Origin of the sequence: Burkholderia sp. BCC1972, assembly GCF_905339605.1 — a bacterium.
Lineage (GTDB): Bacteria > Pseudomonadota > Gammaproteobacteria > Burkholderiales > Burkholderiaceae > Burkholderia.
In genome coordinates this window covers 104,310-128,381 of record NZ_CAJPGH010000018.1, presented here as the reverse complement: position 1 = coordinate 128,381, position 24,072 = coordinate 104,310, and the positions used below count along the sequence as shown (strand labels likewise).

General features: G+C 67.4%; 20 protein-coding genes and 1 pseudogene. 13 read left to right on the top strand and 8 right to left on the bottom strand.

Annotation, left to right across the window (positions count from 1 at the left end):
• Positions 1–19 precede the first annotated feature (19 nt).
• Entirely contained in the window at positions 20–1,108 is a 1,089-nt protein-coding gene (locus U5798_RS24315; RefSeq protein ID WP_124447024.1) for a calcium:proton antiporter, read from the bottom strand.
• 553 nt (positions 1,109–1,661) lie between these two features.
• Here U5798_RS24315 and U5798_RS24310 point away from each other — a divergent pair.
• The 5 genes from U5798_RS24310 to U5798_RS24290 all read left to right on the top strand — a co-directional run bounded on the left by U5798_RS24310 (position 1,662) and on the right by U5798_RS24290 (position 7,378).
• The gene (locus tag U5798_RS24310) at positions 1,662–3,218 is read left to right on the top strand and encodes a 3-hydroxyacyl-CoA dehydrogenase (RefSeq protein ID WP_322083471.1); all 1,557 of its coding nucleotides are present in this window, start codon (positions 1,662–1,664) and stop codon (positions 3,216–3,218) included.
• 59 nt (positions 3,219–3,277) lie between these two features.
• Positions 3,278–4,600, top strand: coding sequence for a phenylacetate--CoA ligase PaaK (gene paaK, locus U5798_RS24305; protein WP_200097893.1), 1,323 nt, complete (start codon positions 3,278–3,280; stop codon positions 4,598–4,600).
• 38 nt (positions 4,601–4,638) lie between these two features.
• Positions 4,639–5,439 (top strand): enoyl-CoA hydratase-related protein, encoded by an 801-nt coding sequence (locus U5798_RS24300; RefSeq protein ID WP_322083470.1) that lies wholly within the window; start codon positions 4,639–4,641, stop codon positions 5,437–5,439.
• A 127-nt stretch (positions 5,440–5,566) separates the two neighbouring features.
• On the top strand, positions 5,567–6,238 hold the full coding sequence (locus tag U5798_RS24295; protein WP_059240354.1) for a MarC family protein: 672 nt from the start codon (positions 5,567–5,569) through the stop codon (positions 6,236–6,238).
• A 159-nt stretch (positions 6,239–6,397) separates the two neighbouring features.
• Positions 6,398–7,378 (top strand): aldo/keto reductase, encoded by a 981-nt coding sequence (locus U5798_RS24290; protein ID WP_124447033.1) that lies wholly within the window; start codon positions 6,398–6,400, stop codon positions 7,376–7,378.
• A 31-nt stretch (positions 7,379–7,409) separates the two neighbouring features.
• On the opposite strand, the gene U5798_RS24285 is transcribed toward U5798_RS24290, so the two are convergent.
• The 4 genes from U5798_RS24285 to U5798_RS24270 all read right to left on the bottom strand — a co-directional run bounded on the left by U5798_RS24285 (position 7,410) and on the right by U5798_RS24270 (position 11,367).
• Positions 7,410–8,276 carry a CPBP family intramembrane glutamic endopeptidase gene (locus U5798_RS24285; RefSeq protein ID WP_322083469.1) on the bottom strand — a complete coding sequence of 289 codons (867 nt, stop codon included), beginning with the start codon at positions 8,274–8,276 and terminating at the stop codon, positions 7,410–7,412.
• 101 nt (positions 8,277–8,377) lie between these two features.
• Positions 8,378–9,034 (bottom strand): VC0807 family protein, encoded by a 657-nt coding sequence (locus U5798_RS24280; protein WP_124447037.1) that lies wholly within the window; start codon positions 9,032–9,034, stop codon positions 8,378–8,380.
• Between the two features lie 421 nt (positions 9,035–9,455).
• On the bottom strand, positions 9,456–10,520 hold the full coding sequence (locus U5798_RS24275; RefSeq protein WP_124447039.1) for a 2,3-butanediol dehydrogenase: 1,065 nt from the start codon (positions 10,518–10,520) through the stop codon (positions 9,456–9,458).
• Between the two features lie 361 nt (positions 10,521–10,881).
• A complete protein-coding gene (locus U5798_RS24270) occupies positions 10,882–11,367 on the bottom strand; it encodes a GNAT family N-acetyltransferase (protein ID WP_322083468.1) in 486 nt (161 codons plus the stop codon).
• 515 nt (positions 11,368–11,882) lie between these two features.
• Between U5798_RS24270 and U5798_RS24265 the strand changes: the two are divergent.
• Positions 11,883–12,235, top strand: a pseudogene (locus tag U5798_RS24265) (MFS transporter); the annotation flags it as partial.
• A 41-nt stretch (positions 12,236–12,276) separates the two neighbouring features.
• A complete protein-coding gene (locus U5798_RS24260; RefSeq protein ID WP_322083467.1) occupies positions 12,277–12,768 on the top strand; it encodes a DUF3331 domain-containing protein in 492 nt (163 codons plus the stop codon).
• 28 nt (positions 12,769–12,796) lie between these two features.
• On the opposite strand, the gene U5798_RS24255 is transcribed toward U5798_RS24260, so the two are convergent.
• On the bottom strand, positions 12,797–13,999 hold the full coding sequence (locus tag U5798_RS24255; protein WP_322083466.1) for a GNAT family N-acetyltransferase: 1,203 nt from the start codon (positions 13,997–13,999) through the stop codon (positions 12,797–12,799).
• A gap of 165 nt (positions 14,000–14,164) precedes the next feature.
• Between U5798_RS24255 and U5798_RS24250 the strand changes: the two genes are divergently transcribed.
• From U5798_RS24250 to U5798_RS24235, 4 genes are all read left to right on the top strand, one after another.
• Complete coding sequence (locus U5798_RS24250) at positions 14,165–15,637, top strand: PLP-dependent aminotransferase family protein (RefSeq protein ID WP_322083465.1); 1,473 nt, start codon at positions 14,165–14,167, stop codon at positions 15,635–15,637.
• Positions 15,638–16,133: 496 nt separating this feature from the next.
• A complete protein-coding gene (locus tag U5798_RS24245; protein ID WP_322083464.1) occupies positions 16,134–16,979 on the top strand; it encodes a CPBP family intramembrane glutamic endopeptidase in 846 nt (281 codons plus the stop codon).
• A gap of 41 nt (positions 16,980–17,020) precedes the next feature.
• Complete coding sequence (locus U5798_RS24240; RefSeq protein ID WP_322083463.1) at positions 17,021–17,914, top strand: hypothetical protein; 894 nt, start codon at positions 17,021–17,023, stop codon at positions 17,912–17,914.
• A gap of 373 nt (positions 17,915–18,287) precedes the next feature.
• Positions 18,288–19,856 carry a trypsin-like peptidase domain-containing protein gene (locus tag U5798_RS24235; RefSeq protein WP_322083462.1) on the top strand — a complete coding sequence of 523 codons (1,569 nt, stop codon included), beginning with the start codon at positions 18,288–18,290 and terminating at the stop codon, positions 19,854–19,856.
• 249 nt (positions 19,857–20,105) lie between these two features.
• On the opposite strand, the gene U5798_RS24230 is transcribed toward U5798_RS24235, so the two are convergent.
• Positions 20,106–20,429, bottom strand: a complete 324-nt coding sequence (locus U5798_RS24230) for a hypothetical protein (RefSeq protein WP_322083461.1) — start codon at positions 20,427–20,429, stop codon at positions 20,106–20,108.
• 1,011 nt (positions 20,430–21,440) lie between these two features.
• Here U5798_RS24230 and U5798_RS24225 point away from each other — a divergent pair.
• The gene (locus tag U5798_RS24225; protein WP_322083460.1) at positions 21,441–22,652 is read left to right on the top strand and encodes a multidrug effflux MFS transporter; all 1,212 of its coding nucleotides are present in this window, start codon (positions 21,441–21,443) and stop codon (positions 22,650–22,652) included.
• Between the two features lie 126 nt (positions 22,653–22,778).
• The gene (locus U5798_RS24220) at positions 22,779–23,318 is read left to right on the top strand and encodes a DUF4303 domain-containing protein (protein ID WP_322083459.1); all 540 of its coding nucleotides are present in this window, start codon (positions 22,779–22,781) and stop codon (positions 23,316–23,318) included.
• Between the two features lie 55 nt (positions 23,319–23,373).
• Here U5798_RS24220 and U5798_RS24215 read toward each other — a convergent pair whose 3' ends face one another.
• Positions 23,374–24,072: a fumarylacetoacetate hydrolase family protein gene (locus tag U5798_RS24215; protein ID WP_124447079.1), complete on the bottom strand. Its 699-nt coding sequence runs from the start codon at positions 24,070–24,072 to the stop codon at positions 23,374–23,376.

Here is a 24,072-nt window from a genome sequence, read left to right as displayed (position 1 = left end):
GGCCGCGTGCATTCGGACGTCAGTGGGTGATGGACAGGAACAGGTACGCGGCGAACAGCGCGAGGTGCACGACGCCGTGCAGCACCGTCGTGCGCCCCTGGCTGAGGGTGAGCGTGCTGACCAGCAGCGTGAGCGCGAGCAGGACCGTTTCCATCGCGCCGATGCCGAGCGTGAGCGGCTGGCCGACCCAGATGAACACGGCCGCGACGGTCGGGATCGTGAGCCCGATGCTCGCGAGCGCCGAACCGAGCGCGAGGTTCATGCTGGTCTGCAGACGGTTCGCACGCGCGGCGGTGACGGCCGCGAGCCCTTCCGGCAACAGCACGAGCGCGGCGATCACGATGCCGACCGCGGCTTCGGGCGCACCGAGCTTCAGCACCGCATGCTCGACGGCCGGCGACAGCAGCTTCGCGAGCAGCACGACCGCGACGAGGCTCGCGAACAGCAGGATCATGCTGATCACGGCGGTGCGGTTGCTCGGCGCCGCCGCGTGCACCGCCTCGTTTGCACTGTCGTGCTCGGCGAGGAAGTAGTCGCGATGTCGCACGGTCTGCACGAACACGAACGCGCCGTACAGCACGAGCGATGCGACGCCGGCGAACGCGAGCTGCGATTTCGAGAAGAACGGGCCCGGCGCGGCGCTCAGGTAGTTCGGCATCACGAGCGACAGCACCGACAGCGACGCGAGTACCGCGAGCGCCTTGCTGGCGCCGCGTCCCTGGAAGTCCTGTTCGCCGTGCTTCCACGCACCGACCAGCAGGCAGATGCCGACGATGCCGTTGCAGATGATCATCACCGCGGCGAACACGGTGTCGCGCGCGAGGCCCGATTTCTCGGGGCCCGCGCCGAGCATCACCGACACGATCAGCGCGACCTCGATGACGGTCACGGCGACCGCGAGCACGAGCGTGCCGAACGGTTCGCCGACGCGGTGCGCGACGACTTCCGCATGGTGGACGGCGGCGAACACGGCGCCGGCGAGCGCGGCGGCGAACACCGCGATGACGAGGCCTTCGGCCGGCACGACGCGCGACAGCGCGAGTACCAGCCAGGCGGCAAGCGGGGCCCAGAGGGTCCAGCGCGGGAGCTGGTTGGACGAGTGCGGCATGGAGGGTTTCCTTATGCGAGTGGCGGCGCGCGACGCGCCGTCACGGGTTGACGAAGCCCGGCCGTACTATCCGCCGAACGAGGACGATGAAACCGAAGGGTGGCAGCACGCAACGGCGCTGCCCTGGATTCGCTGCCGTGAGGCGGCGAGGGGCGCGGGCGGGCCGAAGCCCGTCGCTGGATGAAACGGTGGTTCGATGCGGCTGCCCGCCGACGGCGAGGCGGTACACGTGACGACGCGCGGGCCGGAGGGCCGGTCCCGACCCCGAAAGGGCGGCCAGCGATGGACGGCGGTGGCGACGTGACACGCGGTTTCCCCCTGAAATCCGGCGGTTTGTCGAATTTTATCAGGCGTTCGGGGGTCACTATCTCATATTCGAACGCTTACGTTGACCTTTCGGTTGATAAAAAGTGCCCCGATCTTTCAGTTTTTTTACCTTTGCAGTCTCCGAAACGGTTTCTTGCACGACGAATTCGGGCACGCCCTGACATAAATCTACCGACCGGTCGGTTTATAATCGCTCGCACCTCCACTTCATGACGGATCGCAAGCGATGGCTGTTTCCTCTGCACAATCGGTGAACTCGGGCGCGCTGGCGCCGTCGGCCGTCGTCGGCGTGATAGGCGCCGGCGCGATGGGCGCGGGCATTGCGCAGGTCGCGGCCGCGGCCGGGCACACGGTGCTGCTGTACGACCTGAGCGAAGCAGCCTGCGACAAGGCGCTGGCCGGCATCCGCGCACAGTTCGCGCGACTCGCGGAGAAAGGCCGGCTCGAACCGGCACAGGCCGACGCGGCCGGCAACCGGATCCGCGCGGTGCGTGCGTTGGCCGACTTCGCGGGCGCCGCGCTGGTCGTCGAGGCGGCGGCCGAGCGGCTCGACGTGAAGCGCGAGATCTTTGCGACGCTCGAAGGCCACGTCGACGACGCGTGCATGCTCGCGACCAACACGTCGTCGATCTCGATCACGTCGATCGCGGCCGGGCTGCGCGTGCCGCAGCGGGTCGCCGGGCTGCATTTCTTCAACCCGGCGCCGCTGATGGCGCTCGTCGAAGTGGTCAGCGGGCTGGCGACCGCACCCGAGGTCGCGCAAGTGCTCCATGCGACCGCCGCCGCATGGGGCAAGCAGCCCGTGATGGCGAAATCGACGCCCGGTTTCATCGTGAACCGCGTCGCGCGGCCGTACTACGCGGAGGCGCTGCGCGTGCTGAACGAGCAGGGCGGCACGCCGGCCTCGATCGACGCGGTGATGCGCGAAGCCGGCGGCTTCCGGATGGGGCCGTTCGAGCTGATGGACCTGATCGGCCACGACGTGAACTTCGCGGTCACCGAATCGGTGTTTCGCGCGTACTTCAACGATCCGCGCTACACGCCGTCGCTGATCCAGCAGGAACTCGTGAACGCGGGCTTCCTCGGGCGCAAGTCGGGGCGCGGCTTCTATTCGTATGGGGACGGCGCGACGCCGCCCGCGCCCGATCTCGAACCGCCGCGTGATGCGCCGGCTGACGTCGTGCTGTACGCGCAGGATGGCCCGGCCGCGGCGTTGCAGGCGCGCTTCGCCGAACGCATCGCGGGTGCCCGGCAGGCCGGCGCGCAGGCGGACGACCTGCTCGCGACGGCCGGCCGCGCGTCGATCGCGCTGACCGACGGCCGCACGGCCACCGTCCGCGCCGCGCAGGCTGGCGTGGCCGATCTCGTGCTCGTCGATCTTGCGCGCGATTTCGCGCAGGCCGGGCTCGTGGCGCTGACGCGTGCGCTCCAGTGCAGCGACGCGGCCTATGCGGATGCGGTCGGCCTGTTCCAGCAGGCGGGCTTGCGCGTCGTCGGCGTCGGCGACGTGCCGGGGATGGTCGCGATGCGCACCGTCGCGATGCTTGCGAACGAGGCGGCCGACACGGTGAACCAGGGCGTGTGCTCGGCCGCCGATCTCGATCTCGCGATGGAGAAGGGCGTGAACTACCCGTGCGGCCCGCTCGCGTGGGCCGATGCGATCGGCATCGGCCGCGTGCATCGCGTGCTGTCTAACCTCGCGGCGAGCTACGGCGAGGACCGCTATCGCGTGTCGCCGCGGCTCGCCGCGCTGCATGCGGCCGGCCGCGCGTTCCGGTCGTAGCCGCCGGCCCCGTGACTTCGAACACGATAACGACATCACTCCATTGGAGGAGCACCCCGATGACTCACCCGACGCATCCTGCCGCCGCCCTCGAGCCGATCGAGACCGCCAGCCGCGACGAACTGCAGGCGCTGCAGCTCGAGCGCCTCAAGTGGTCGCTGCGCCACGCGTACGACAACGTCCCGCACTATCGCCGCACGTTCGACGCGGCCGGCGTGCATCCCGACGACCTGAAGTCGCTCGCCGATCTCGCGAAATTCCCGTTCTCGACGAAGAGCGACCTGCGCGACAACTATCCGTTCGGGCTCTTCGCGGTGCCGCGCGAGCAGGTCGTGCGCGTCCATGCGTCGAGCGGTACGACCGGCAAGCCGACCGTGGTCGGCTACACCGCGCGCGACATCGATACGTGGGCGAACGTGACCGCGCGCTCGATCCGTGCGGCCGGCGGCCGCCCCGGCGACACGCTGCACAATGCGTTCGGCTATGGGCTGTTCACGGGCGGCCTCGGGATTCACTACGGCGCGGAGCGGCTTGGCTGCATGGTCGTGCCGATGTCGGGCGGCCAGACCGAGAAGCAGGTGCAGCTGATCCGCGATTTCGAGCCGAAGATCATCCTCGTCACGCCGTCGTACATGCTCAACCTGATCGACGAGATGGTGCGGCAGGGGATGGACCCGGCCGAGTCGTCGCTGAAGATCGGCATCTTCGGCGCCGAGCCGTGGACGCAGGCGCTGCGCGAGGAAGTGGAAACGCGCGTGGGCATCGACGCGCTCGACATCTACGGGCTGTCGGAAGTGATGGGCCCGGGCGTCGCGTGCGAATGCGTCGAGACGAAGGACGGCCCGGTGATCTGGGAAGACCATTTCTACCCGGAGATCATCGATCCCGTGACGGGCGAAGTGCTGCCCGACGGCAGCCAGGGCGAGCTGGTGTTCACGTCGCTGACGAAGGAAGCGATGCCGGTGATCCGCTACCGCACGCGCGACCTCACCGCGCTGCTGCCGCCGACCGCGCGCGCGATGCGCCGGCTCGCGAAGATTACCGGCCGCTCCGACGACATGCTGATCGTGCGCGGCGTGAACGTGTTCCCGAGCCAGATCGAGGAGATCGTCGTCGCGCTGCCGCAGCTGTCGGGCCAGTTCCAGATCACGCTGTCGCGCGACGGTCACATGGACCGCCTCGACCTCGCGGTCGAGCTGCGCTCCGAGGTGGCCGCGTCCGTCACCGACGGCGATCGCGCGGCGCTTGCGCGCGAGTTGCAGCACCGGATCAAGACGATGGTCGGCGTGTCGTCCGGCGTGACGGTGCTGGCGGCCGGCGGGATTCCCGCGACCGCGACCGGCAAGGCGCGGCGCGTGATCGACCGCCGCCAGGCTGCCTGATTCCGATAGTGGCCGTTCTACCCGAGGAAACCTGTTCGATGGATGGATTGAAGACCCTGGCCGTCGCGGTCGATGCGCGCGGCATCGCGACCGTCGCGCTGCAGCGCGGCGACGTGCTCAACGCGTTCGACGAGACGATGATCGCCGAGCTGACCGATGCGTTCACGGCGCTCGGCCAGCGCGACGACGTGCGTGCGATCGTGCTGCGCTCGGACGGTCGTGCGTTCTGCGCGGGCGCCGACCTGCAGTGGATGCAGCGCGCGAGCGCGAACGACGCGGCCGCGAACCTGCGCGACGCCGAGCGCTTCGCCGCGATGATGCGCGCGATCCGGCAGTGCCCGAAACCGACGGTGGCACGCGTGCAGGGCCATGCGTTCGGCGGCGGCGTCGGCCTGTGCGCGGCCTGCGACATCGTGATCGCGAGCGACCATGCGCGCTTTTCGGTCAGCGAGGCACGCTTCGGGATCCTGCCGGCCGTGATCGGGCCGTATCTGGTCGAGGCGGTCGGCCAGCGCCAGGCACGCCGGCTGGCGCTGACCGCGACGCAACTCGGCGCCGCCGAGGCCGTGGCGATCGGCTTGATCCACCAGGCCGTGCCGCTCGATGCGCTCGACGCAACGCTCGACCGGACGCTTGCCGAACTGGGCCGCAACGGCCCGAACGCGCTGACGGAGATCAAGCGCTTCTTCGACGCGATCGGCGAGTATCCGCCGTCGGAAGAGCGTGCGGCATTCACCGCGCAGACGATCTCCCGCGTGCGGGCGATGGCGGAAGCAAAGGAGGGCTTCGCCGCGTTCTTCGCGAAGCGGCCGCCGGCCTGGGAGGCGCCCGCCGAGTAAGGCGGCGCGACCACGATCGGCGGCGAAACGGGCCCGGCCGCAAATTGCGTCTCGGGCCCGGGCGCTTGCTCTACAATGCGTGACCCCCGGCGCGCTGCCGGCCCAGCCCCGACCGATGCTTCGCCCGATGATCGTCAACCGCCTTATCTCCGAGATCCTGTTCGGCTTCACCGGCCTGATCGGTATCATCAATCCGATCGGCATCGCGTTCCTGTTTCTCGAACGGACCGAGGCGTTGACCGAGCACGAGCGCGACTTGCTCGCGCGGAAGGTCGCATTCAACTCGTTCGTCGTGCTGCTGGTCGCGTTCTTCGCCGGCACGCCGGTACTGCATTTCTTCGGGATCTCGATGGAAGCGCTGCGGATCGGCGGCGGCTTCGCGGTTGCCGTGGCGGGCTGGCAGATGCTGAACGAGCCCGACGGCCCCGGCGGCGGCGATACGCCGGTCAAGCCGATCGACGCGAACGCGATCATGACGCGGGCGTTCTTCCCGCTGACCGTGCCGCTGACGGTCGGCCCCGGCTCGATCGCCACCGCGATCGCGCTGAACGCGAACCGCACGCACAAGCTGTCGGAGTTCATGCTGTCGAGCATCGTGTCGATCGCCGTCTCCGTGCTCGTCGCGGTCGTGATCTGGCAGGTCTACAGCCGCTCCGCGCTGCTCGCGCGCTATCTCGGCAGCGAAGGGACCAAGGTCGCGAAGCGCGTGTCAGCGTTCCTGCTGCTGTGCATCGGCGTGCAGATCATGCTGACCGGCTTCTCCGCGTTCCTGCAGCCGATCGCCGACCAGGCGAAGTAACCGGCGCCTTCCGGTTCATCCTTCGAGGTTTATTCTTTCACGCAGCCTGCACGCTGCGCGCGGTCATACGCGTTCGCGGCATGCGGGATACCATGCGACGTCTGGCGGATGCGCGGCGCGCATCCGGCCGCAATCCCAACTTGAGTGGCGAGGCATGCAATGGAATACGTGAAATTCGGGTCGACCGGGCTGGACGTGTCGAAGCTGGTGCTGGGTTGCATGACGTTCGGCGAGCCGTTGCGCGGCACGCATCCGTGGACGCTGCCGGAAGCGGAGAGCCGCCCGATCATCCAGCGGGCGGTCGAAGCCGGCATCAATTTCTTCGATACCGCGAACATGTATTCGGACGGCACGTCGGAGGAGATCGTCGGCCGCGCGCTGCGCGATTTCACGAAGCGCGACGATGTCGTGATCGCGACCAAGGTGTTCTACCGGATGCGCCCGGGGCCGAACGGCGCTGGCCTGTCGCGCAAGGCGATCATGACCGACATCGACCAGAGCCTGAAGCGGCTCGGCACCGATTACGTCGACCTCTACCAGATCCACCGCTGGGACTACGGCACGCCGATCGAGGAGACGCTCGAGGCGCTGCACGACGTCGTGAAGGCCGGCAAGGCGCGCTATATCGGCGCGTCGTCGATGTTCGCGTGGCAGTTCGCGAAGGCACTGCACATTTCAAGGCAGAACGGCTGGACCCGCTTCGTCAGCATGCAGAACCACCTGAACCTGCTGTATCGGGAAGAAGAGCGTGAAATGCTGCCGCTGTGCGCGGACGAAGGCATCGCGGTGATTCCGTGGAGCCCGCTCGCACGCGGCCGCCTGACGCGCAACTGGGACGAATCGTCGGAACGGCAGCAGAAGGACGACGTCGCCAAGCAGCTGTACGACGCGACGATCGACGCGGACAAGGCCGTCGTCGAGGCCGTGGCGGCGATCGCCGCCGCGCGCAACGTGCCGCGGGCGCAGGTCGCGCTGGCGTGGGTGGCGCAAAAGCACGGCGTGACCGCGCCGATCGTCGGCATTTCGAAGCCGCAGCAGCTGGACGACGCACTCGGTGCGCTCGCGCTGAAGCTGACCGACGACGAGATCGCGACGCTCGAACGCCCGTACGTGCCGCACGCGGTTGCCGGGTTCAACTGAGCGGCATCGCAGGCGCCGCCGCGCACCGCGTTCAGTGTGCGGCAGCGAGCATCGGATAGGTGAACAGGCCGAAGTGGACGACGTTCAGCCCGGCATGCGCGATGGCGGACGCAAGCAGTCCGCCGCGCCGCCAGGCGAGCCCGTAGCCGGCGCCGGCCACCGTGCCCAGCACGATCCATTGCCAGCCGCCGGCCGCGTGCGCGGCGCCGAACAGCACCGCGCCGGCCGCGAGCGCGACCCACGGGCCCCATGAGAACGCGCGGAGCACGCGCGTCAGCCCGCCTTGCACGTAGCCGCGGAACAGTGCTTCCTCGGCAAGCGTCACGAGCAGCAGGTTGTTCACGAGCCACAGCCAGCCCGACGCCGGCCACTTGGGCGCCCAGCCGACCATCCCGAACGCCAGCGCGCCGGCCAGGCACGCGGCCGCCGTCGCGACGGCCGCCACCGCGCCGGTGCGCAGCGCGCGCGACAGCGCGACGTCGGGCGCGATCCATGGCAGCACCCACAGCAGCCACAGGCCGACCAGCGGCTTGTCGAGATTCAGGTACATCGTGAACGGCACGGCGTCCGGCGTGAAGCGCGTCGGGCCGATCACGAGCGGGTTGTGGAATCCGGGGACCAGATGCAGGCTCAGCGCGACCGCCAGCGCGGCAAACACGGCGTGCGCGGCGATCCGCACCGCGAGCGGGCGCGCGGGCCACACGCCCCACGCGGCTGCGGCCAGCAGCGCGAGCGGTGCCAGTGCGACTGCCCCGAGCTTGCCGAACGCCAGCGCGACGGCATAGCCGAACCCGGCCAGGATGATGCTCAGGCCGTGCAGCGGGCGATGCCACGCGAATGCGGCGGCCGCGAACAGGGCCAGCCAGATCGTGGCACACGGAAGGAGCGAAAGGGACATGACGGGACAGGCTTGGCTCGGACGGGACGCCGCGCATCATACAGCACGCCGGGACTGCCGCCGGGCCGATGGCGACGGGGCGTTGGCGGGCAGGCCGGGCGTCAGCGGCCTGCGGTCTCGGTGACCCCGTTGCGGCCCGGAATGTCGACGCTGTTGCGCACGCGCATTCGCCGCCGGTACCAGAACGTCCAGGCCAGCAGGCAGCCGAACACGGTGTAGCCGACGATCGGCGACACGACCAGCACGCGCTCGACCGGCCAGGTCATCACCATCCAGCAGCGCAGCAGCATTTCCAGCGTCATGAAGCCGCCCCACACGAACGTCATCCGGCGCAGCATCTGCCGCAGCCCCGGCTGCACGGCCCAGACCGCTTCGAAGTGCGCGGCGCCGCCGTCCATCTCGCGGGCCACGGTCGCGCGGGCGAGATAGAAGATCAGCGGGCGCTCGCGGAACAGCGACAGCAGGAACACGACGCCGATCGTGCCCGACGCCAGCGATTCGCGCATCAGCAATGTACGCGGGCTGCCGCCGAGCGCCATGCCGATGATCGACAGCGCGATGCCGAGCAGCACGATGGCCGCCACCGCGTCGACGCGGCGCGAGCGGACGAATTCGACGATCGACCAGATGATCGGCGGAACCGCCGACGCGTACAGCGCGCCGGTATCGCCGAACTGCGGCTGCGCGACCCGGTAGGCCACCCACGGCAGCACGAGGTTGACGAAAAGTTCGAGTATCAGTCCGGCTCGCGGTTTCACGGTGCGCAATTCCACGCAGGTTGGGGCGAACGTACGACGGACGTGGTGGCCTCCGGTCGCCCCGAAAAGGGTTCGGTCCAGTATATCCAAGAATCGCACGCAGCAGCGGTGGCAGGCTTCGTCACGCGTTGGCGGCTGCCGGCAGCGTGATCGTGATCGTGACCGTGGTGCCTTGCGCCTCCGTCCTGTCGACACCGGTCGAAACGTGCCCGATCGGGAGAAACCCTGATCGCGCGTCAGGCCGGTGGTGCGTCGTGCTTGATTGTTTGGATTGCGAAAATTATTTGACGGCGTGTCCGGGCGGCGCACGGGATGCGGATCGCGTCGGATGACGGCAGGGAGGAAATCGCGCGGGAGGTACCCGAATACGTCGCCCGGGAAGCGGGCGACGCTCGACAGCGAAATGGCGATACGCGCGCTGTCAGGAAACGGCAGGCTGAACGATGATCTTCACGTTCCGGTCCTTGTGGTTGACCAGTTCCTCGAACCCGTGCGCGACGATGTCGCCGAGCGCGATACGTCCGGTGATGAGCGGCTGCACGTCGATGCGGCCGTCCGCGATGAAGCGGATCACGTCCGCGAATTCGCCGTTGTAGGCGAGCGAGCCGATCACTTCCTTCTCGGTCGACACGATGTCGAAGAAGTTGAACGGCGTCGGCTCCTCGAAGATGCCGACCATCACCGACTTGCCGGCCTTGCGGATCACGTCGATCGCGAGCTTCGCGGTGGCCGTGTGCCCGATGCATTCGAACGACACGTCGGCGCCATAGCCGCCCGTCAGCGCCTTGACTTCCGCGATCGCGTCGGACGTCTTCGGATCGATGACGACGCTCGCGCCGACTTCCAGCGCCTTCTGCTTGCGCGCAGCCGACATCTCCAGCGCGATCACGCGCCCGGCGCCCGCGGCCTTCGCACACATGATCGTGCACAGGCCGATCGTGCCGGCGCCGACCACGACGACGGTCTGCCCGACGATGTTGCCGGCCTTCTTCACCGCATGCAGCCCGACCGCGAGCGGCTCGATCAGTGCGCCGGCCTCGGTCGGGAAGTTGTCGGGCAGCTTGTACAGCAGCTCGGCCGGCACGTTGACGAATTCGGCGAACGCGCCGTTGTTCATCAGCCCGGTGAACGCGAGGTTCTCGCAGATGTTGTACAGCCCGTGCCGGCAATACCAGCAGGTACCGCAATGCTGGCACGCGTCGGCCGTCACGCGGTCGCCGACCGCGAAGCCGGATACGCCCGCGCCGAGTTCGGCGATCTCGCCGCTGAACTCGTGCCCGAGGATGCATTGACCCTTCAGGCCCGTCAGCGGATGCGGCGCATCGACCGGGATGAACACGGGTCCGGCGACGTATTCGTGCAGGTCGGAGCCGCAGATGCCGCACCAGTGCACGCGAATCGTGACCCAGCCAGCCGGCGGGCGCTCCGGAACGGGAACCTCTTCGACGCGGATGTCGTGGCGGCCGCGCCAGACGGCGGCTTTCATGCTGCGGGCGGTGATCGGTGCCGGTGTATTCACGTTGCTGTCTCCGTCAGGTTGTCGTCGGGCGCATGGCGTGGCTGCCGGAGCGCCCGTCGCGCGATTGCGCGCTCGACCGGTATGCAGGAACGGGGCCAGCGTGAAGCGGTGCCGGTTACGGTGATCCAGCGTGTGAGAAAGCGTGCGGCGCAGCATGCGTTCTTACGCTGTCCGAAAATGAACTGGCGAGAAAGCCGCGCGGAATTTGCTGCATGTGCGAAAAAGAGGATCGCGTGAGACGCCGGGACGTTCGTCTCAACGCGATGAGACGAATCGTGAGACGAACGGCGGCGGGCGGCGCGCGGCGGCCGGTGCGGTTCGATGCGTGTCAGGCGACGACTTCGTCCACCGCGACCGGCGCGAGCCGCATGAATCCGGCGGCACGGTACAGCGGCTGACCGGCTTCGGTCGACACGAGCCACACGCGCTGTGCGCCGCGTTGCCGCGCGTGCGCGACGATGGCCGCCAGCAGTTGCATCGCGAGGCCGCGGCGCCGGTACGCGTCCGCAGTCCCGACGCGGTCGACGACGATATCGCGCGGCGACGCGAAGCCGTAGCGCGCGGTGGGGCAATCTGCCCGTCGAGGCGGTGCGCGAACAGGAACGCGGCCGGATTCGGCTGGAACGGCGGGAAGGCGTCGCTGGCGTTGAACGCGTCGATGTCGTTCGGCGTGTGGCAGGCGAGCGCGCGTGCGAGCGCATCGTCGCCGGACAGCGCGTCGATCTCGGCGGCCATGAAGGTCTCGTCCGACAGCCGGCGCGTCCTGCCGTGCAGCGCCGGCGGCAGCGGCACGGCACCGTAACGCGTGATCCATGCGCCGACGGCGAACGGGCCGTCGCCGGACGCGGGCGCGCCCTCGATCATGAAATGCTCGAAAGGCCGGCCCATGCCGCCGTCGAACTGCACGACCTGGCCGTCCGGACTGTCGTGCAGCGATGCATCGCGCCGGTTGCGCGCAGCGCAGTACCCGGCGATGAATGCATGTACGGCCGCCTTGCGGCGGGGGAACGCCGACCAGGCTTCGTCGAGCGCGAACAGGGTGGCGGGAGCGGGGGAGGCGGTCGGCATGCGTCGGTGTACAGCTTCGTCGGGGCGAAGCCGACAGCTTAGATCAGGATGCCGCCGCTGTCGCACCGACCGATTGCCGCGATCGCCGAAACGCATCGTTGCACACGTTACCCCTTTACTTAAAGTGAACTTCAATTTGTATCATGTGCGCCAGTCCGATTGCGGCCGCGTGAGGCATCCCGTTGCACGTGGCCGCTGCAACGGAGGTGGAGATGACCGAAGCGCCTGTCGCGGCAGATGCCGCCACGCTGCCGTCGCGCAGTTGCCGGGCCGTCGGTTGCAATCTGCGCGGCCGGCGCGGGACGGTTCAGTGCGGCGACGCCCGCGCCGTTCGCGGTCGCGCTGGGCTTCGCGTTCTCGGCGATGGCCGGGATGCTGCCCGCGACGATCCTGGCCTGCGCGCCGGGCTCCGCGCCTTCGCCGTCGCCGGCGCCGCTCGGCATCGGCTGGGTCGTGCAGGGCAACTGTCTCGGCCAGGTGATCGGCCGCTGACGATCGGCGCGATCGTCGGCGGGTTCGGCTGGTCGGGCGGCATCGGGCTGATGCTCGCGGCCGCCGTGGCCGGCGCCGCGATCGGCCTGTCGTTGCTGCGCGAACCGATGGGCCGGCGCTGAGTGCGCCGGTGCCGCTCAACCTGCACGGAATTCCGTCAAGCATGCTCAACATCATGGAAAGCCCGATCTGCGAAGAAGACGTGTCGTGCAATGCGCGTGCCCGTGGCGCGCACGATGCGATGTCGCTGCGCGATGGCATTGTCGCGCATCCGCTCGTGACGATCGGCCGCGCGCCGGTACCGGATCGCGCCGCGGCGGCGGCCTCGCCGTTGCGTCCGCAACTGTTCGTCACGGTGCTCGAGGCCGGCGACGACGGCCTGCTGATTCGATGGGTCGAGAGCGGCCGTTGCCATTACGGCGAGCAACGCTGGCGCTTGCGCGTCGCGCTGCAGCCGGGCCGCTGCGCGTTGTCGGGGCGGCCGATCGAGCTGGGCGAGCCGGTGTTCCGGCCGGTGCGGCGGCCCGTGCCGGCCAATGGCGACGAGATGATCTGCCCGGCGTCGGTGCCGGGTGCGGCTGCCATTGCAGGCACGGCGCGGGACGGCGTGCCGGAGCACGACGACGCGCGCGATCCGGCCGACGTGCTCGACTGAGCGGAACGCCGGCCGGCCGCGGATCGGCTTACTTCTTCAGATCGTGCCGGTACTGGATGAACCCCGCATTGTTCGCGAGCTTGTCGTACAGCGCACGTGCGGTCGTGTTGGTTTCATGCGTGAGCCAGTACACGCGGCTCGCGCCGGCTTCGCGGGCCCGTTCGTACACGGCCTCGATCAGCGCGCCGCCCGCGCCTTGTCCGCGCGCGTCGGGCGCCGTGTACAGGTCCTGCAGGTAGCAGTACGGCCCGTCGGTCCAGCACGAGCGGTGGTAGATCGCATGCACGATCCCGACCAGCGTGCCCGACACGTCGAATGCGCCCAGCACGAACATCGGTTCGGCCGGATCCATCAGGCGCGCCCACGTCGTCGCGAACACCGCGTCGCTCAGCGCGGTGTCGTAGAACTTCTGGTAACCCTGCCACAGCGGGCGCCATGCGGCTTCGTCGGCGGCGACGAGCTGGCGCACCGTGACGCGCGTGGCGTCGTTCGCGCGGGCCGCCGCGTCGCGCGCGCCGGCCTGCGCGTGGCGGATCGCGACGAGCGATCGGCGCTGGCTGCCCTCGGCGTCGAAGTTCTCCGGTGCGAGCCACGCTTCGAACGCGGCGCGCACGTCCGGCCATTCGCCGTCGATGATCGAGAACCACGCGGTGTCGCGATTGCGGCCGCGGTAGATGATCGCCTGCCGGAACGTGCCTTCGTAACGGAAGCCCAGCCGCGCGGCCGCCTTGCGCGACGGTTCGTTGAGGTCGTCGCACTTCCATTCGTAGCGCCGGTAGCCGAGTGTGTCGAACGCGTACTTCATCAGCAGGAACTGCGCTTCGGTCGAGATCGGCGTGCGCTTGAGCAGCGGCGAGAACGTGACGGAGCCGACTTCGATCACGCCGTTGGCCGGATCGATCCGCATCAGCGCGAGCGTGCCGACCGCGCGGCCCGTCGCGCGATCGATCACCGTGTAGTGCAGCGGGTCGGGGCTCGCCTGCGCGGTGCGTGCGTAGTCGCGGTAGCTCGATTCGTCGGTGTACGGGCCGTGCGCGAGATAGGTCCAGTCCCTGCCGTCGGGCGCTTGCGAGTAGGCCGCATACAGGTCGGCTGCATGGCGCTCGGCGTCGAGCGGTTCGAGCCGGCAGTAGCGGCCTTCGATCGCGATGCGCTCCGGGCGCGGGCGCGCGGACCAGTCGGGAACGGGGTGGCCGATGGATTGCTGGAAGGCGTTGGTGAGCGTGGACAAGGTCGATCTCGCTTCGGTTGGCGGCCGGCGACATGCCGGCATGCAGACGATCGTAGTCCTGGCGAGGTACCATGAGAAGCGCCAGAGATTGGCAAATTTATGGTGCCACGACCGGGGTGCCATCACCTGTGCGCCGTTCCGACACTTTCACGCTGCGATGTTCCGATGACGACTGCCATTTCTTCCGGCGACGTGCCGTTGCTGCCGCTCGATGCTCCGCTGGCGCGTGCGCCGGGCGCACCTTCGCTGCAGCGGCAATTGCTGCGCCGCGTGCGCGACGCGATTCTCGGCGGCGCGATGCCGGCCGGCACGCGGTTGCCCGGCACGCGCGCGCTGGCCGAGACGCTCGGCGTGTCGCGCAACACGACGGCCGCCGTCTACGAGCAGCTCGTCGCCGAAGGCTTCCTGCAGTCCGACCGTCGCGGCACGCGCGTGGTCGGGCTGTCGCGGCCGGCGCCACCGCGCCGGCGAGCGGCGCCGCCGGCCGTCGCGCAGCGGCTCGGCCGGATTCGCCCGAGCCTCGTCGGGGCCGGCGAGTCGGAGGGGTTCCGGCCGGGCGTGCCCGCGCTGTCGCATTTCCCGGTGGATGCGTGGCGGCACGCGATCGACCGCGCGCTGCGCCGCGCCGGCCGCGACCTGCTGGCGTATGGCGACCCGCTCGGCGAGCCCGCGCTGCGCGAATCGATCGCGCGCCATCTGGCCGTGACGCGCGGCGTGCGCTGCGATCCCGAGCAGATCGTGATCACGGAGGGCGCGCAGGGCGCGATCGCGCTGTGCGCGCAGTTGCTGACGAACCCGGGCGATACGGTGTGGGTCGAGGAGCCCGGCTATCGCGGCGCGCGCACCGCGATGCAGGCGGCTGATCTCGAGGTCGTGCCGATGCCGGTCGACGCGGAGGGGCTGCGCGCGGAAGAGGACGACTGGCGCGAGCGGACGCCGCGCCTCGTCTACACGACGCCGTCGAACCAGTTTCCGACCGGCGCCGTGCTGTCGATCTCGCGCCGGCTCGCGCTGATCGATGCGGCGCGCCGGCATCGCGCGTGGATCATCGAGGACGACTACGACAGCGAATTCCGTCACACCGGCGAGCCGATCGGCGCGATGCACGGGCTCGCGCCCGATTCGCCCGTCGTCTATCTCGGTTCGTTCAGCAAGACGATGTTTCCGGCGTTGCGAATCGGCTTTCTCGTGCTGCCCGAGGCGCTGCTGGCCGCCGTGCGGCCGGCGCTGCCGGAGATGCTGCGCGGCGGGACGCGCCATGTGCAGCTCGCGCTGGCCGATTTCATCGAGACGGGCGAGTACGGCCGGCATCTCGGGCGAATGCGCCGGTTGTATCGCGACCGGCGGCGTGCGCTGCTCGCCGCGCTCGACAGCAGCCTGAGCGTGCCGCACCAGGTCGAGGGCGGGCCGTGCGGGCTGCATCTCGCGTTGCGGATGCCGGCACGCTATCGCGATCGTGCGATCGTCGAAGCGGCACGCGCGCACGGCATCGGACCGTTTCCGCTGTCGGGTTTTTCGATCGATGCGGCGCGGGCGGGCAACGGGCTCGTGCTCGGTTTCGGCAACACGTCGGCCGATGCGTTCGAGCCGATGTTGCGGATGCTGTCGGCGATTGCGGGGCGGGTGGGGCGTGGGTGACGCGTTGCGGCATGGCTCCGCCATTCATGCAAACGGCAGGCGCGGTGCTGGCGGGATGATCGCGGTGACAATCAGAAAGGAATCAGCGTCGTATTGCTGGCGCGTCAAGTCACGGCAAGCCGGCGAAATGCAGCGTTGGCGGTCGTAGCCGGAAAGCGAAGGGCGGGTAGCCAGGCGGCCCCGTGGTCCGAACGTCGAACGAACTCAGTGGCGGTTTGCCAGTGCTTTGGACGCGGCGAAATATAGCGGCGACCTTTTAAATATTAAATATCTTGAAAATCAGGTTGATTACCATCGATTCGCTGTTTCATTTCATGCGCGTATCAGCACTGTCGTTTTGATCGTCAAGAATGGTCAACGGTGCTTGCAAGGGCCAATGGGATAAGCGACGATGAATTCTCCGTAACAAACGGTTACTTTTTCGGGCGTCGTGTGCGGTTCACGTCCTGGCCCGTGTTTATTGCATATACCGATTTGCGAAATCGTATAGCGCCCCATGAACTCCGATTCGAATCGATATTGCTTCCCGAACCTGCTGGAAGCGTTCTTGATCGTCGTCGTGCTGAAGATGGTCGAGTATCTGATGAACTCGGTCATCTGGTCGACCGGCCGAAGCGCCGGGCTCCAAACGATGGCAATCGCCAGCATCGGGCGTGTTCTCGCGAACGGGCTCGTATTTACCGTGCTGCTTCATCACAGCAAATCGACCTACCGTAACCTGCTGCACGACAGCATCGATTCCTGGCAAACGACAATCGGGCGATTTCTCATTCCCGTCTTGCTGATCACACCGGGATTGCTGGTGGTGATGAGCGTGCTGGAAGTCGGCGTTGGGCAGTTTTTTCCGTGGAGCGGGAGCCGCGATGAAGCCCACGAGTTTTATGCGAATGGCGGGCTCGGCGTGATCGTGTTGACATGCCTGATTGCGCCGTTGTTCGAAGAGATGCTGTTTCGCGGCGTCATGCTCCGCAGCTTTTTGCGACAGTATCCGGCGGGAACGGCGATCGCTCATTCGGCTGCGGTGTTCGGGCTTGCGCATTTGAATGTGTATCAGTTCGTGCTCGCATTCGGACTCGGTTTGCTGATCGGCAAACTGTACGCGGCGACACGATCGCTGCTGCCCGGCATCTTGATTCATGCGAGCTACAACACGGCCGTCGCGATCGTCGCACTGAAATCGCCATTCGTATTGACCAGGGAGAGCCTGTTGGAGATCTGGCCCACGTCATGGTGGTTCGGTGCTCTTGTGTCGGGCGGCGTCGGCGCATGGTTGCTGGTCAAGTCGGTCGATGCGCTGCGGATCGGACCGGTGAATGCGACCAACAGCGACGGCGTGAACTGAGATCACGCCATTATTTTTACAACGAGAAAACGAGGTGAAGCATGCGGGGCAAGCAAGTCTGGCTGGCGGGTCTGACGAGTACGGTATTGATGCTGGCAGGATGCGGTGGCGGTGATGACGGAGGCGCCGCCAATACGAGCAGCAATGCATCGAACAACAATACGACGGGAACGTCGCCGACTACACCGACGCCGGGTACTTCGACCCAGCCTTCCGTACAAACGACATGCCGGCCCAACGGCAACTTCAGCTACTCGGGTTCTGCGTCACCGGTCGCGGCGAGCAACGGTCAACTGGCGGTGCTCGCGGTGCCGAATTTGCCGAGCGAATACGCGAGGAATCGTAACTTCACGGCGGCCAACGTGCCTGCGGCAAGCCTGGTTCAGCAGGGAAGCGGCGCGTTTACGACGCTGGCGTCGTCAGCGGCAGCGACCGACTGCCTTGGGCTCGACCATGGCGCTGTCACCGACATCCAGGGCATCGGTACCGATGTCGCGATCGGCCGCTGGAATCGCGCGATGGATACCGACGGCAATACCTATACCGACACCCAAGGCGTTCACTACGCGGTCGGTACGCCGCTGTCGTTGCCCGCAACGGGCGGCCTGCTCGCGTGTACGCAGGTGATTGCCGACACGGTGGCGAGCAACGACGGCAGCACGTCCGGTACGCTCGTTTCGGGTTCGGCCACGCTGGATCCAGGTACGCGGGTGCTCACCACGCTGAACCTGACGATCAAGCTGGCGAGTGCGCAGTACGGGCTGACGTACACGCAGGTGCCGTTGAACGGTGTGTTGAAGACCACCGGGCCCGCGACGATCCAGTCGATCGTCGTCGGGCACGACGCGGCACAGCCGCTGGTGGCCGTCGGGTACTCGGCCGCGTTGCCGACCACGCAGGGGGTCGGCGGCGTGGTGGTGTTGTCGTGCCACTGATTGGGGCCCGTGGAGGCTTGTCGATGGACGAGGGTCGATAGCAGACAGGCTGCGGATTGCGTGCTGTCTGTCAGTGATATGTGACAGGCGGGCCATCCATGGCAGGCAGCAACGTCTGCATTTACAACGACCGGCAACGATTCTCCGCTCGCGCTCGCATTGACGCGTGGTGGATGTTCGGATTGACGAATCGCCGACTTTGTTCGCAACGAGCGCCAACGCGGCTCGGCACATGCCGTCTCCCCGCCATACGGGTTTCGATTCGTATGTTCCGACCGGCGCGTGGGCTATAAATGGTTGGGTGTACCGGTCCTTGTCGGGTGCCTGCGCGTCTCGCGCAGGATGGCGTCGCGACTGCCGGGGGAGGTGCGCCGTGGTTCGCCAGACGCTTGCTCGCGCCGTGCTTCGCACCGCGTTGATCGGGGGCGTGTTTGCCGGAGGTTTGCCGCCGCCGGCCTCCATTGCCGCCACCCTCGCGCCGCCTGCCGCGCCACGCGCCCTGAAGCAACGGCCGCCCGCCGCGCCTTATGCGATGCCGGTCGATTTTCCGGCCATCGTCGAGCGTTACGGACCCGCGGTCGTGACGATCATGACCGCGCTCAACCAGCAAACCGGCGGGCCGTCCTTCGCGATCCTCGATACCGACGATCCGCTCGCCGTGTTCTTCCGGCGCGGCGGCCCGACGCCCGTGCAGGGCGCGCAGGTGCCGACACCCGACCCGGTGCTGCGCGCGGTGTCGGGCAGCGGCTCGGGCTTCATCGTCAGTGCCGACGGCCTGATCCTGACGTCCGCGCACGTGGTCGACGAGGCGACCGACGTGACGGTGCGGCTCACCGACCGGCGCGAATTCAAGGCGACGGTGCTGGCCGTCGATCCGCAAAGCGACGTCGCCGTGTTGCGTGTCAATACAACGAAGCTGCCGTTCGTGCGCCTTGGCGATTCGGCGAAGGTGCGGGCGGGCGAACCGGTGATGACGATCGGCGCGCCGGACGGGGCGGGCAACACGGTCACGGCCGGCATCGTCAGCGCGACGTCGCACCAGTTGCCGGACGGCAGCGCATTCCCGTTCTTCGAAACCGACATCGCGCCGAATCCCGACAACTCCGGCGGCCCCGTGTTCAACCGCGCGGGCGACGTGATCGGCATCGCGGTGCAGGTCTACACGGGCAACGATCGCTACGCGAGCATGACGTTCGCGATCCCGATCGCATTTGCCGCAAAGGTGCGCGCGCAGTTGCAGGCGCAACAACAGGCCCAGATGCAGGTGCAACAGGTTCAGGTGCCCGCTCCCGATGCGCCGGCCGGCAACGCGCTCGGCGCCGACGTACAGGACGTCGGCGTCGGGCTGGCCGCGGCATTCGGGCTGCCGCGTCCGGCAGGCGCGCTCGTCAACGGCGTCGCGCCGGGCTCGCCGGCCGCCGCGGCCGGCCTGAAACCCGGCGACGTGATCGTGAAGCTCGGCGACAAGGCGATCGGCCGCTCGGCCGAGCTGAACGACCTGACCGCCGCGCTGGCGCCCGGCGAAAAGGCGTCGCTGCGCGTGATCCGCAACCGCGCACCGGTGATGCTGACGATCGCGGGCGTCGACGAGACGGCCGGGAACGCACCGGCCACGGCAGCGGGCATGGCCGCGGCGAAGGCCGCGGCACGACCGGGCCCGGGGGCGGGCGACCATGGTGACCGCCTGGGACTGACGATGCACGCGCTGAGCGACGACGAGCGCCGTTCGACGGGGCTCGCGGTCGGGATGATGGTGGACGCGGTGCACGGGCCGGCCGCGAGCGCGGGCATCCAGCCGGGCGACGTCGTCCTGGAACTGAACGACACGCTGCTCGAGACGCCGGAAGACGTGCCGATGCTCGAAGCGAGCGGCGGCAACGTGATCGCGGTGCTGATCCAGCGCAACAACGCACGGAAGTTCGTGTCGGTGCGCGCGCGTTAGGGCGTTGACGCGGCGGGTGTCGCCCGCCTATGGCGCGACGAAGTTCCATTCGTCGACCGTTACGTCACTCGGGCAGGGTCTGCGTTTTTCCGCCCCCTCTTGCACGGCGGCGCCGATGAAAAATGCATAACGCGCCCTAGTCTAGTGAAACGGCGCGCTGAAGAGTAGGCACTCTGTGAGAGCGAGAGGTGACATTATCAATGCTCCTGCCGCAAGGCATATGCGCAGCAGGAGCCAATTCATCGTGCCTTAATTGCGATTGATCCAGAGGCCGATCGTATCAGTGCGAATGGAGCCGCTGTTGTTGCACGGAACGCCATCGGCGGCCCAACGCACGAGGACCGTCTGCCCGCTGCTGATTGCGGTCAAAAGAGTCGCGTGCATATTCTTGGTGTACTGGCCGCTGAACGCCGAAGGGGCTGCAGAATCGAATGCAGCCACAATTGTGCCGTCGTTCCCGGCATAGATGCTCTGAACATTGGCTTTGCACTCCGTGTACGCAAAGCTGGATTGCGCCGCAGCGGCGATCGATGCGGCCAATGCTACTTTGATGATGGTCTTCGTGGTTTTCATTGTTTTGATTCTCGTGAATTAGTCGTTGAGAAGGAGGTCAAGTGCACCGACTGGCGTCGTTGACTTGAGCGTGGCGTCTATCTTTCCCGAAGTTGCGCTAGTTGAATATCGGTCACCGTCGAAGGTTGCATATACCGGTACCGAGCGCGTGCCAGCAGGAAGTGTAATTACGTGTGACGCTTCGACTTGAGCGGTGTTCGAGAAAACCAATTGCGTGGACGAACATCCGTTTGAATTGCAGTTTTGAACGTAGTCATACCTGGGATATTCGGAGGTATGCTTGAGCTGTATCGCTGTGTAACTCGCTACTTCGGTGTTGTTGACGAAAATTCGTATCTTCGATGTTGAATTCTGTGGATTTGGCTGCACTCGCCGTACGACAATATCCCCTTTCAACAAAACGTTAATACTGACGGTCCGATCTTTTGCCGATACTGACTTCGTCGACGCCGTGATCGAGGACTGCGTTGCCGCGATGGCAGTCGAAGCGGAAAATGCGCACAGGACTGCAAGGATTGAGGTTTTTTTCATGTATTTCACAAGTTAATAACCGAGTGCCTCCGTTCGAGTTTGAATGACGGTCTGCGCATGAGATTTATTCGAGATGACATATAAAATCAAACACGTCATGCAGCGTGCGCGTGAAGCCTAATAGAAATTTATCAGAAAGTAAACTGTAATATTGTGCGTGTCAGCCGTGTTCATGCACGCGGTCGCGATGCCGGTAATAGCCTGAGCATTGGGCGGCACGGTGGACCCACGGCAGCAAGGTGATTTGCGTGACGCCGCCGGTACGCTTGAATTCGGAAAACGATGAAACGTTCCCGGAACGGGGGGTCGAGTCTATGATCGGCCATCAAAGCGGTGGTCGTGGGAATCGTCTGATTGGTCGCATAACCAGTCTATTCCGTCGGGCACCGCTTTCCTTTTGAGCTCAGCCTTAACGCGAATCCGTGAAGAACCTGTTTATATTGCGCACGGCGCTGCGGCACGTGCGCGGAGGGCGTCCGCTTGCAATCGAACCTGCCGATCGAATCCGCTCCGGCGTCGCCGCGACATGTGACGCTGATCCTGCTGTGCGCGCTCTCGGTACTGCCGCTGAGCCTGTTCCTGCCGGCGTTGCCGGCGATCGCCCGCGACCTGCATGCCGACTATGGGCTCGTCGCGCTGTCGCTCGGCGGTTACGCGGCGGTGGCCGCGTCGCTCGAGTTCGTGATGGGGCCGCTGTCGGACCGGTTCGGGCGGCGGCCGATCGTGCTGACGAGCGTCGGCGTGTTCGCGCTGGGTTCGCTCGGCTGCGCGACGGCGACCGATATCCGCGTGTTTCTCGCGTGCCGGATGATGCAGGCGGCGATCACGTCGGTCTATCCGGTATCGATGGCGACGATCCGCGATACCGGCGGCGGCGCGCGCGTGGCGAGCCGGATCGGCTATGCGGCGATGGCGGCCGCGTTCGCGCCGATGCTCGGCCCGACGCTCGGCGGCGCACTCGACCAGACGGTCGGCTGGCGGGCGAGCTTCTGGCTGCTCGGCGCGGCCGGCATCGCACTGTTCGGCTGGTGCGCAATCGACCTCGTCGAAACCCATGCGAACCGGTCGTCGAGCTTCCGGCAGCAGCTTCGCGCGTATCCGGCGCTGCTCCGCGCACGCCGTTTCTGGGCCTATGCGCTTTGCATGGCGTTTTCGACGGGCACGTTCTACGCGTTCCTGGCCGGCGCGCCGCTTGCCGCGAAAACGCTGTTCGGCATTGCGCCGGCGGAGGTCGGCTTTTACATGGGGACGATCACGGCCGGTTTCGTCGTCGGCAGCTTTCTGGCCGCACGTGTCGCGCGCCGCTACGCGCTCGCCACGACGATCCTGTGCGGGCGGGTCGTCGCGTGTGCGGGGCCGTTGATCGCGCTCGGGCTCGTGTCCGGCGGCGCGACGCATGCGCTCGCCTGGTTCGGGCCGTGCGTGCTGGTCGGCATCGGCAACGGGCTGACCAATCCCGGCGCGCATGCCGGCGCGGTGTCGGTGCGCCCGGAGCTGGCGGGCAGCGCGTCGGGGCTGGCCGGCGCGATGACGATCGCGGGCGGCGCCGCGCTGTCGTCGCTGACGGGCGCGGTGCTGACCGCACGCAACGCCGGTTATGCGCCGCTCGCGATGATGCTGCTGTCGGCGGCGATCGCGCTGGCGGCGGCCGTGTGCGTGCGGGTCCTCGATGCGCGGGACGCCATGCGATGACTGCGGGTGCGGCCCGGTACCGTGGCGCGGTCGATTGGCGGACAATCCGTCGAATACCGGGACACGATGCACTATCCGCGAGCCGTATTCCCGGACACGCGTGAACGGTGACTGGACGAGGATGCGATGAGCGACTTTTCGGATTTCCAGCGGGACATTGCCGATGCCGCGAGGGCGACCTTCAAGGCACTGCGGGCGTTGCACCCGGACGAGCATTTCTATGCGTTCGCGCTTTATACGGACAGCGGCGCGATGACGGTGGTGCCGGCCGCCAATACGGTCGAAGGGCTGCGCCGGATGCGCGCGCAACAGGCGATTCCGGATGACGATCCGTGGTTCGTGTGGGGCGTTTCCGAATGGGCGTACGAGGCGGCGGAGGCTTCGCCGTTCAACGCGATCTGCGGCAGGCTGGCCGACGAAGTGCTGAGTCCGCAGTTCGTCCCCTCGCGACTGGCGGAATTCTCGCGGCAACTGCAGGCCGACATGATCGAGGCATTGCGGCTGCTCGATCGCGACGGTGTGTTCGGCACGGGCGACGAGCGGGCGGCCATCACGCTGTTCGTGTCGATCAGCGACGACGATGCCGCCGAGGCGCTGGAAAACGCATCGGCGAAAGCGCTGAATCCGCCGGCCGTCGCCGACGCATTCCTGCGCCGCTACGGCTGACCGCCATCGGGATACCGCACGGCGGCCCGGGCGGGCGGCCGCCGTGCGTGCTTCGTTACGGCTTCGCGCCCACGACGAATTCGAACGTCGCGACGCCGTCGACGCCGCCCGTCACGCGGTCGCCGGGCTGCAGCGCGCCGACGCCGGCCGGCGTGCCGGTGAAGATCAGGTCGCCGGCCTTCAGTTCGACCGAGCGCGACACGTACGCGATGACGTCGGGCACGGCCCAGATCATGTCGGCCAGATCGCCTTGCTGGCGCGTGTCGCCGTTGACTGCGAGCCAGATGCGGCCCGTGGCCGGGTGCCCGGTGGCCGACGCCGCGCGCAGTGCGGTCACGGGGCCCGACGCGTCGAAACCCTTCGCCCAGTCCCACGGACGGCTCAGCTTCTTCGCTTCGGCCTGCAGGTCGCGGCGCGTGAGGTCGACGCCGACGCCGTAGCCCCACACGTGCGACAGCGCGTCGGCCGGGTCGATCGACCGGCCGTCCTTGCCGATGGCGACCACCAGCTCGATTTCATGATGGAGGTCGTTCGTCAGCGGCGGATAGGCGACGGTGCCGCTGGCCGGGACGATCGCGTCGCCTGGCTTCGTGAAGAAGAACGGCGGTTCGCGGTCGGGATCGGCGCCCATTTCGCGGGCGTGGTCGGCGTAGTTGCGGCCGACGCAGAATACGCGGCGCACCGGAAAGCGCGCGGACGACTGTTCGACTTCGACGGAAGGACGCTCTGCGGCGTCGATGACATAGGCGGACAT